This window comes from Neisseria sp. P0009.S007 (assembly GCF_051962515.1).
The window spans coordinates 1-7,694 of the sequence record NZ_JBQCVF010000100.1; the positions used below are offsets into that span (position 1 = coordinate 1).

A 7,694-nucleotide genomic window follows, 5' to 3' on the forward strand; every position below is an offset into this window, starting at 1 on the left:
GCGGTGCGGCGGGCAAGGTTGTCGTGAATATCTTCCGCTTGGATTTCAGAAGGGAATGCCTGCATGGAAGTATAGGGGAGGATGGCTTCTTTTTCGGCAGTTCTTAAGGCCGTCTGAACGGTTTCGATATGCGGCGCATTGGCTTCTGCCACGCGGACATTATTGGCACGCGCCAAGGCACGCTCGCGTGTGCGGCGCAAGATAGGGTCGTTATAGTCGATGATTTCCATGCCGGTCATCGGCAGGGATGAAGCGCGCAACAATGGAGTTTCAACTTCGTCTTTGTAAATCGGCGTATTTTTTTCGGCCAAATGCTCGTTCCATTCCTCAACCGCTGCTTCATGCAGGGAACGTGTGGCTTCTTCTAATGTGATTTCTTCAAAATTGCTGTTTTGCACCAAAGACGGGCTGTATTCGGGCGTTTCCATTTGTGCAAACGGCGTGATTTTAGGAATACGTTCCGGTTTGGCAGATTTACGGGTTTTAGGCGCAGCTTTGATTTCTTCTTCGGTAGCTGCGATGTGTTCTGGCTCTTCGGCAACTGGATCTGCTGCGTGTTCTTCTGTTTCGGCGCGTTGCGTTTTATTGTGTTCGAGCGCGGAAAGCAGGCGGATGCGGGCGATTTTATGGTTGTCGGCAGTGCGTTTGTTCATGCTGAATAAACGTTTCAGGCTGTCCAGTTGGTCGGAAAAACCGACCGGGCTGTCTTCTTCGTTTATTTCTTCATCGCCACTGAGTCGGGCCAATTCTTGGCGCCATTTTTGCTCTTGTTTCTGGCGCCACCAGAACAAGCCGGCTATGACAGCCAGCAGAATTAAAGCCAATATTGTCCAAAGCATGCGTCCATCCCCTTAATTAAACGGCAAAGTCCGTTATTCTAACGCTTTTTTCGGGTAAACAAAACCAGCCGAAACAAGCTTTAACGGCAAAGGCAGACAGGATTGTCAAAGCTATGGCTTGAGACGCGTATAATAGGCCGTCTGAACATTTTGCGGATGAAATGATGATTTTTCAAAACGGATGGTTTCCCGTTGGTGTTGTGATGGCGGCATGGCCTGTGTTGCTGGTGATTTTTGCTTTGTGTGCAAAGCAGGCATGGGTGTCGGTATCGCAGCATCGTTCCGCTTTTTTGGTGGCTGCCGTGATGTTGCCGCTGGCTTGGAGTTTGAATGCCTCTCCTGAAAGCGGACAACTGGCCGGAATGAGCTATCATTTGCTTGCCTTAAACTTGATGGCTTTAATGCTGGGCACCTCTGCCGCATTCTGCCTTGGCGTATTGCTGTTTTTTCCGTATTTGTGGCTTTGGGGCGATTGGCATATGTTCCCCATCAACGCCTTGTCCGTATTGCTTCCGCCTTTGTTAGTGAACTTAGGTTTCCTCCATTGGGTGTCGCGTTTGCCTGCCAATATCTTTATCTTTATTTTTCTGAATGGTTTTTGGGCTGCGGCGGTCGGAATGGTGTTTACCGGCGTAATTTTGGTCGGTTTGTTGGACTGGGCGGATGTATTTGATACGACGGTATTATGGAAAACTGCTTTTCCTGTTTTCTTCTTAATCGCTTGGGCGGAGGCATTTTTGAGCGGTATTTCAACAGCTATTTTTATCGCGCTCAAGCCGCAATGGATTTGTACTTTCGATGACGACAGGTATTTGAAATCCGCGCCTAAGATTTGGCAATGAGATATGAGGGCATCCTTGCCTGGTTTTCAGACGGCCTAATGACCGGATGGCCTGTTTTTTGAATTGAATTTTTAACTTGTTATGTTTGCTTATATTTTTCCCATTGTTTGCGGTGCCGCTGTCGGAGCTGTATTGCGGTGGCTGTTTGGCTTGGTGCTGGTGTCTTCGGCGCCTTTTTCTATCGGTACATTGGCGGTAAACTGGCTGGGCGCGTTGCTGATCGGCGTATTGGCAGAACTCTTAACCGATCCGCAATGGCGTTTGCTTTGGATTACCGGCTTTCTCGGCAGCTTAACCACATTTTCAGGTTTTTCTGTGGAAATGGTTGGTTTAATGCAGGTGCAACGTTGGGGCATGGCTTTGATGGCGACCTGTCTGCATGTTTTCGGTTCGTTTGGTTTGACGGTGCTGGGGATTAAATTGGCGCAGATTTGGAAGTAAGTTGCTATTTTTTATTTGAAATATAAACCGAAGGCCGTCTGAAAATCTGTTTTCAGACGGCCTTTGGCTTTATCAATTAGGGTTGTACATAGCTTTTTGTACGCGCTAAATCGGTAATCAACAGTGGATTGTCTTTGCGCATCATATCGATCAGCTCTTGGCAACGTTTTGTTGTTGGATCTTGCCAGAGCCAGTCAAGCTCGGGCTGGGTAAGGCCGACTATCTGCAGAAATTGAACTTCACCGTTTGGTGTTTTGATAGCGGGCAGCTTGGGGTCTGGTGCGAAGGCTACGCCGACGATGGCGGTTTCTGTATCCATTCGGATAGGGTCGTTAGTTGAAGTAAAGTGATAGGCTTCAAACCAGTTACCACTTTCAAAAACGTAACGGCCAAGATTATTCATTAGATTAATTGCCCAGTAAGGCTCGTGTTTGGTGTTGTAGCCAGAATCCGGATCCTGATCGTAAGGGGGAGTACGGAAGGTAAATTCAAATCCCCATTTACTGTAATCTGCACCGGCAAGTTCTGGATTAAAGTAAAGTTCGCTCATGCCGTAGGAAACAATGTGGCGATGGAAGGTTTGCTCTTCGCAATCATAAATACTACTGCCGTCTAATGGGTCATCACCACCTAGAATGTATTTGATAATAGAGCCGTAATGACGAGGTTTGATATCACCATAAAGTGCTTTAAGCGCAGTATCGATAGCTTCCCAGCCGACAGCCTGATCTTCTTTAAAAGTTTGGCGGTATTCTTGTTCGTTCATTGTCTGTTTCCGTGTCGTTGATAATTTAGTCGTAAATTAATTGGCGTGTTTCTTTTAGAATGTGTTGTTTCTAAAAATAAAGCGATTTAAATATGACGTCTTATTTGCTTTTTTAATCAATGCCAATAGGCAAACAGACGGTTTCTTGACAATAGGTTTTGCCGAATTCGCTTAAATGCGCCGGTTTGTAGGCGGCAAAGGTGTAGGTCAGGTCTGCGCGGAATGTGTCGGGATCGGCTTCGGCGGTGTCGCAGTTGAGGCCGGTGGGAATATCGAGGGCGACTTTCAGGCCGTCTGAATGATTGAGTTGGCGGCAGAGGGCGGCGATTTCGGTTGGAAGTGCGCCGCTGAAGCCTGTGCCGAATATGCCTTCGATAATGATGTCGTAACCGTTTTTTAGACGGCCTTCCAGTTCTTGTACGGATATCAATTCAATATGGGGCAAACCGTTGAGGCGTTCGCGATTGGTTTGAGCTAAAGGGGAGAGGTTTTCTCCGAGTGAAAACAGAATATCGATGTGCCAACCTTGCGCCTGCATATATCTTGCCATGACTAAGCCGTCGCCGCCGTTGTTGCCTTTGCCGCAAACAATCAGGGCGCGTCCGGCTTGAGGATGACGCTGCATGAGGTCTTGGGCGGCAGAGCTACCGGCGTTTTCCATTAGTTGGTCGAAGCTCGTGCCTTTATCGACGGCTGCTTGTTCGCGTTCGCGCATTTGGGTGGCGGTATAGACTTTCATGATCGGCTCTCTTTGCAGGAAGTTATTGGTCGGCGGTATTCATCAGGCGCAAGGCTTTCAGACGGCCTATTTCTTTTTGATATTCCACCAGCCCGATAAATGTGCCGTCTCGGTTGTACACACGGATGGGCTGCTCGGCGGAAATGTCTTCGCTGAACTGGGGGCGCTGGCCGTGTTTGAGCATGGTAACGGCGTAGTCGTTTAGCTCAAGTTTGGGGAAATGTTGCACCAAGACATCGCAAGGCAGCAGCAGGGTATCGCGTTCGGCTTCGTCCAATTCTGCCAAGGCTTCGAGCGTGTGGCTTTGGTTAATGGTAAAGCCGGCGGTTTCGGTACGGCGTAGGGCGGTCAGGTGGGCGAATGTGCCGATGTGTTTGGCGATGTCTTCGCTGAGGGTGCGGATATAAGTGCCCTTGCTGCAGCGTACGTCTATCACGGCTTTGGGTGCATCAAATTCAGTGATATCAATGGAGTAGATGGTGATATCGCGCGCTTTGCGTTCGATAACGATGCCTTTGCGTGCGTATTCGTATAGCGGTTTGCCTTCGTGCTTGAGGGCGGAAAACATGGGCGGAACTTGGCGGATATCGCCCGTTAAGGCTTGGCAGGCCGTCTGAAATTCGGACAATGAAATATCGGCGCGTGCGGTGGCGATGATTTCGCCTTCTGCATCGCCCGTGCTGCTGGCTTCGCCCAGTTTCAGCGTGGCGGTATAGGCTTTGTCGGCATCAATCAGGTATTGGGCGAACTTGGTCGCCTCGCCGAAACAAACAGGCAAAAGCCCTGTGGCCAAAGGATCGAGTACGCCGGTATGCCCGGCTTTTTCGGCACGGAACAAACGCCGCGCTTTTTGCAGCGCGGTGTTGCTGGAAAGGCCTTCAGGTTTGTCGAGGAGAAGAACGCCGTTGACCGGGCGTTTGGTGGGTTTGGTTGTCATATCGGGTAGGGGGTAATGTTCAGGCCGTCTGAAAGCATTCAGACGGCCTGTGTGTTTTAATCAATCAGTCTTCAACCGGTTTTTCCGCCGCCACTTGGTCGATCAAGCTGGAAATGCTCATGCCGCGTTCGAGTGATTCGTCGTATTTGAAGTGCAGCTCGGGCGTTTTGAAGAGTTTGATGCGTTTGGCCAATTCGCTGCGCAAATGGCCTTTGGCGTGTTCCAAAGCTTCTTCGGTGATGTCGCGTGTGCTGTCGTCGAGGACGGTGTAGAACACGGTTGCGTGGCTGTAATCGCGGGTAACTTCGACTTCGTTGATGGTGATGAAGCCTGCGCGCGGGTCTTTCAGGCCGGTGCGGACGAGTTCGGCCAGTTCGCGCATGATTTGTTCTTTGACACGGTCTTGGCGGGCGTAGCCGCGTTGGGGTTTTCTCATGGTTTTCCTTGATGTATGGCAGGCTGTCGTTTTCAGACGGCCTGCGGTTTGGATTTTGAATAGCTGCCTATTATAACGGAGCGCGGTTTATTGTGCTTGAACCGAGAAAGGCATATCGATTTTTTGCCATTGCGCGCTTTCGTAGTCCAGCGCATCGGCGATGAGGGGGTGTTGCTCCAGCCATTGGGCGTTGATGCGCAAGATGAAGCTGTGGTTGCTTTCATCTATGCGAAGCTGGGTTTGCGGCGGCAAATCGAGCGGCAGGCGCGAGCGGCAGAAGAGGGCGGCCAAACGCAGGGACAATACGGCACACCACATGATTTCGTTGTCGCCGATAATATCCGCCATTTTCTTGAGGTCGCCGCGATGGCCGATAACCAGTTGCGCCAAAATGGTTTGCTCTTTGCGTGAGAAGCCCGGCATATCGGCGTTTTCGAGAATGTAGGCAGAGTGTTTGTGATAGCCGGTATGGGCGATATCCAAACCGATTTCATGCAGACGGCCTGCGCGGCTGAGGTATTGGTTCCACAGGGCAAGCTCTTGAACGGTTACGTTTTTGGCGTGGCACAGGCTGTTCATGAAGGCTTGCGCGGTATCGGCAACACGTTTGGCTTGGTTGAGACTGACGTGGTAGCGTTTTTGGAACTCTGCCGTTGTTTGCTCGCGCATATCAACATTGAGGCTGCGGCCGATTAAGTCGTAGAACACGCCGTCGCGGAGGGCGGCTTCGGTAACGGTCATTTTAGTCAGCGAGAGTTCGTCGAAAGCGGCCATCATCACGGCCAATCCGCCCGCAAAAACTTCGACGCGTTCGGGTTTGAGGTTTTCAAATTTGGCTTTTTTAACCGAACCGGCTTCGATAATCCTATCGGCAAGATAACGCATGCCTTGGGCGGTAATGTCGGCTTCCTGCGGCAATTCGGCCACCAAAACGTCGCGTATGGATTTGGCCGAACCAGACGTGCCGATGGAGAAATCCCAACCGGTGCGTTTCATCAGTTTGCTGATGCGTTGGATTTCGATACGCGCGGCGGAAACGGCGGCTTGGAAATCTTTGGCGGTAATTTTGTTTTGGAAAAAGCGCATGCTGTACGTTACGCAGCCTAAAGGCAGGCTTTCTGTGGTCAGCGGTTGCAAATCCGAGCCGATGACAAATTCGGTCGAACCGCCGCCGATGTCGATAACCAGCATTTTGTCGCCTTTGGGCGGCAGGGTATGCACTACGCCGGTGTAAATCAGACGCGCTTCTTCGCGGCCGGCAATGACTTCGATGGGGAAACCCAGCGCCGCTTCGGCACGAGGCAGGAATTGGGCGATGTTTTTGGCGACGCGGAAAGTATTGGTGGCCACCACGCGCACGTTTTCAGGTTGGAATCCGCGCAGGCGTTCGCCGAATTTTGCCAAACATTCCAAGGCTTGTTCTTGAGAGGCTTCGCTCAGGTTTTTTTGTTCGTTCAAGCCGGCGGCAAAGCGTACCATTTGTTTGAAGGAGTCGATGACTTTCAGCTGGCCGTTGTTGTTTTCACAAATTTGCAGGCGGAAACTGTTGGAACCCAAATCGACGGAGGCTAAAACGTTGGCGGGAGTGGTGGTCATAAAAAATACCGCTTGATTAGAAAAACCTAAATGTTACTTGAGGCGGTATCACTTGACAATAAAAGGAATACAGCTCTTTGATTCTGCTCATAGATGTATTTTATAATGCTGATTTTAAGCAAATATATCAAAGGCCGTCTGAACTTTTCAGACGGCCTAAAAAGAGAAACACATGAAATCGGAAAACCAAGATTCCTTATTTTTATCGCGCCGCCGCCTGTTGCAAGTCGGCGGAGCCATGCTTTTGACGCCTGCGGCCGCTTGGGCGGGGGCGCAACGTGAAGAAACGCTGGCCGATGATGTGGCGTCCGTGATGCGCAGTTCGATCAATAGCGCCAGTCCTGCGCGGCTGGTGTTTACCGATGCAAGGGAAGGGGAGCGTTGGTTGGCGGCGATGTCTTCCCGATTGGCACGCTTTATTCCCGATGAAGGCGAGCGCCGCCGCCTGCTGATCAATATCCAATACGAAAGCAGCCGCGCCGGACTCAATACTCAAGTGATTTTGGGTTTGATTGAAGTGGAAAGCGCGTTTCGCCAATATGCCATCAGCGGCGTGGGTGCGCGCGGTTTGATGCAGGTGATGCCGTTTTGGAAAAACTATATCGGCAATCCGTCACACAACCTTTTCGACATCCGCACCAATCTGCGCTACGGCTGCACCATTCTGCGCCATTACAACAATATCGAAAAAGGCAATATTGTCCGCGCGTTGGCAAGGTTTAACGGCAGCTTGGGCAGCAACAAATATCCGAATGCTGTATTGGGCGCGTGGCGGAATAGATGGCAGTGGGGTTGATTCGGGATAAATGGGATAGGGCAGATGTTGCGTGATGTTGGTTTCTGTTGAAACCGTTTTATACCGGTGAAGCAGGTTTGCGATAAACGGCTTGCGATTTGACCCCATGCAATTCCTTTGAATCCTGTATAATCAGAAAATCTGTTAATTCACACTTTCAGACGGCCTTTCGCAAACTTAAGGCCGTCTGAAACATTATTTATGGCAAGAGATAACCGCATTCAAATGTTTCCGCACGAGTGGCGTGCCAGTACCACACTTTCCGGCGTTTACGCACTGCGTATGTTGGGGATGTTTTTGGT

8 protein-coding genes and 1 pseudogene are annotated in these 7,694 nt (G+C 50.5%); 3 read left to right on the forward strand and 6 right to left on the reverse strand.

Features of this window, described 5'->3' with window-relative positions:
• A pseudogene (locus tag ACTHS3_RS09125) lies at positions 1-746 on the reverse strand (DNA translocase FtsK); the annotation flags it as partial.
• A 257-nt stretch (positions 747-1,003) separates the two neighbouring features.
• On the opposite strand from ACTHS3_RS09125, the gene ACTHS3_RS09130 reads away from it, so the two are divergent.
• Both ACTHS3_RS09130 and ACTHS3_RS09135 read left to right on the forward strand, forming a co-directional pair.
• Positions 1,004-1,681 (forward strand): energy-coupling factor ABC transporter permease, encoded by a 678-nt coding sequence (locus ACTHS3_RS09130; protein WP_440367765.1) that lies wholly within the window; start codon positions 1,004-1,006, stop codon positions 1,679-1,681.
• A gap of 81 nt (positions 1,682-1,762) precedes the next feature.
• Positions 1,763-2,122 carry a CrcB family protein gene (locus tag ACTHS3_RS09135; protein ID WP_440367767.1) on the forward strand — a complete coding sequence of 120 codons (360 nt, stop codon included), beginning with the start codon at positions 1,763-1,765 and terminating at the stop codon, positions 2,120-2,122.
• A 76-nt stretch (positions 2,123-2,198) separates the two neighbouring features.
• On the opposite strand, the gene ACTHS3_RS09140 is transcribed toward ACTHS3_RS09135, so the two are convergent.
• From ACTHS3_RS09140 to ppx, 5 genes are all read right to left on the reverse strand, one after another.
• Positions 2,199-2,888 (reverse strand): suppressor of fused domain protein, encoded by a 690-nt coding sequence (locus tag ACTHS3_RS09140; RefSeq protein ID WP_101755607.1) that lies wholly within the window; start codon positions 2,886-2,888, stop codon positions 2,199-2,201.
• A 112-nt stretch (positions 2,889-3,000) separates the two neighbouring features.
• Entirely contained in the window at positions 3,001-3,627 is a 627-nt protein-coding gene (locus ACTHS3_RS09145; protein ID WP_315117829.1) for an NAD(P)H-hydrate epimerase, read from the reverse strand.
• A gap of 22 nt (positions 3,628-3,649) precedes the next feature.
• Entirely contained in the window at positions 3,650-4,564 is a 915-nt protein-coding gene (gene truB, locus ACTHS3_RS09150; protein ID WP_440367770.1) for a tRNA pseudouridine(55) synthase TruB, read from the reverse strand.
• A gap of 64 nt (positions 4,565-4,628) precedes the next feature.
• Positions 4,629-5,000, reverse strand: coding sequence for a 30S ribosome-binding factor RbfA (rbfA, locus tag ACTHS3_RS09155; RefSeq protein WP_003685554.1), 372 nt, complete (start codon positions 4,998-5,000; stop codon positions 4,629-4,631).
• An 87-nt stretch (positions 5,001-5,087) separates the two neighbouring features.
• On the reverse strand, positions 5,088-6,596 hold the full coding sequence (gene ppx, locus ACTHS3_RS09160) for an exopolyphosphatase (protein WP_440367772.1): 1,509 nt from the start codon (positions 6,594-6,596) through the stop codon (positions 5,088-5,090).
• A gap of 172 nt (positions 6,597-6,768) precedes the next feature.
• Here ppx and ACTHS3_RS09165 point away from each other — a divergent pair, with 172 nt between their 5' ends.
• Entirely contained in the window at positions 6,769-7,392 is a 624-nt protein-coding gene (locus ACTHS3_RS09165; RefSeq protein ID WP_003746174.1) for a lytic transglycosylase domain-containing protein, read from the forward strand.
• The last annotated feature ends 302 nt before the right edge of the window (positions 7,393-7,694 follow it).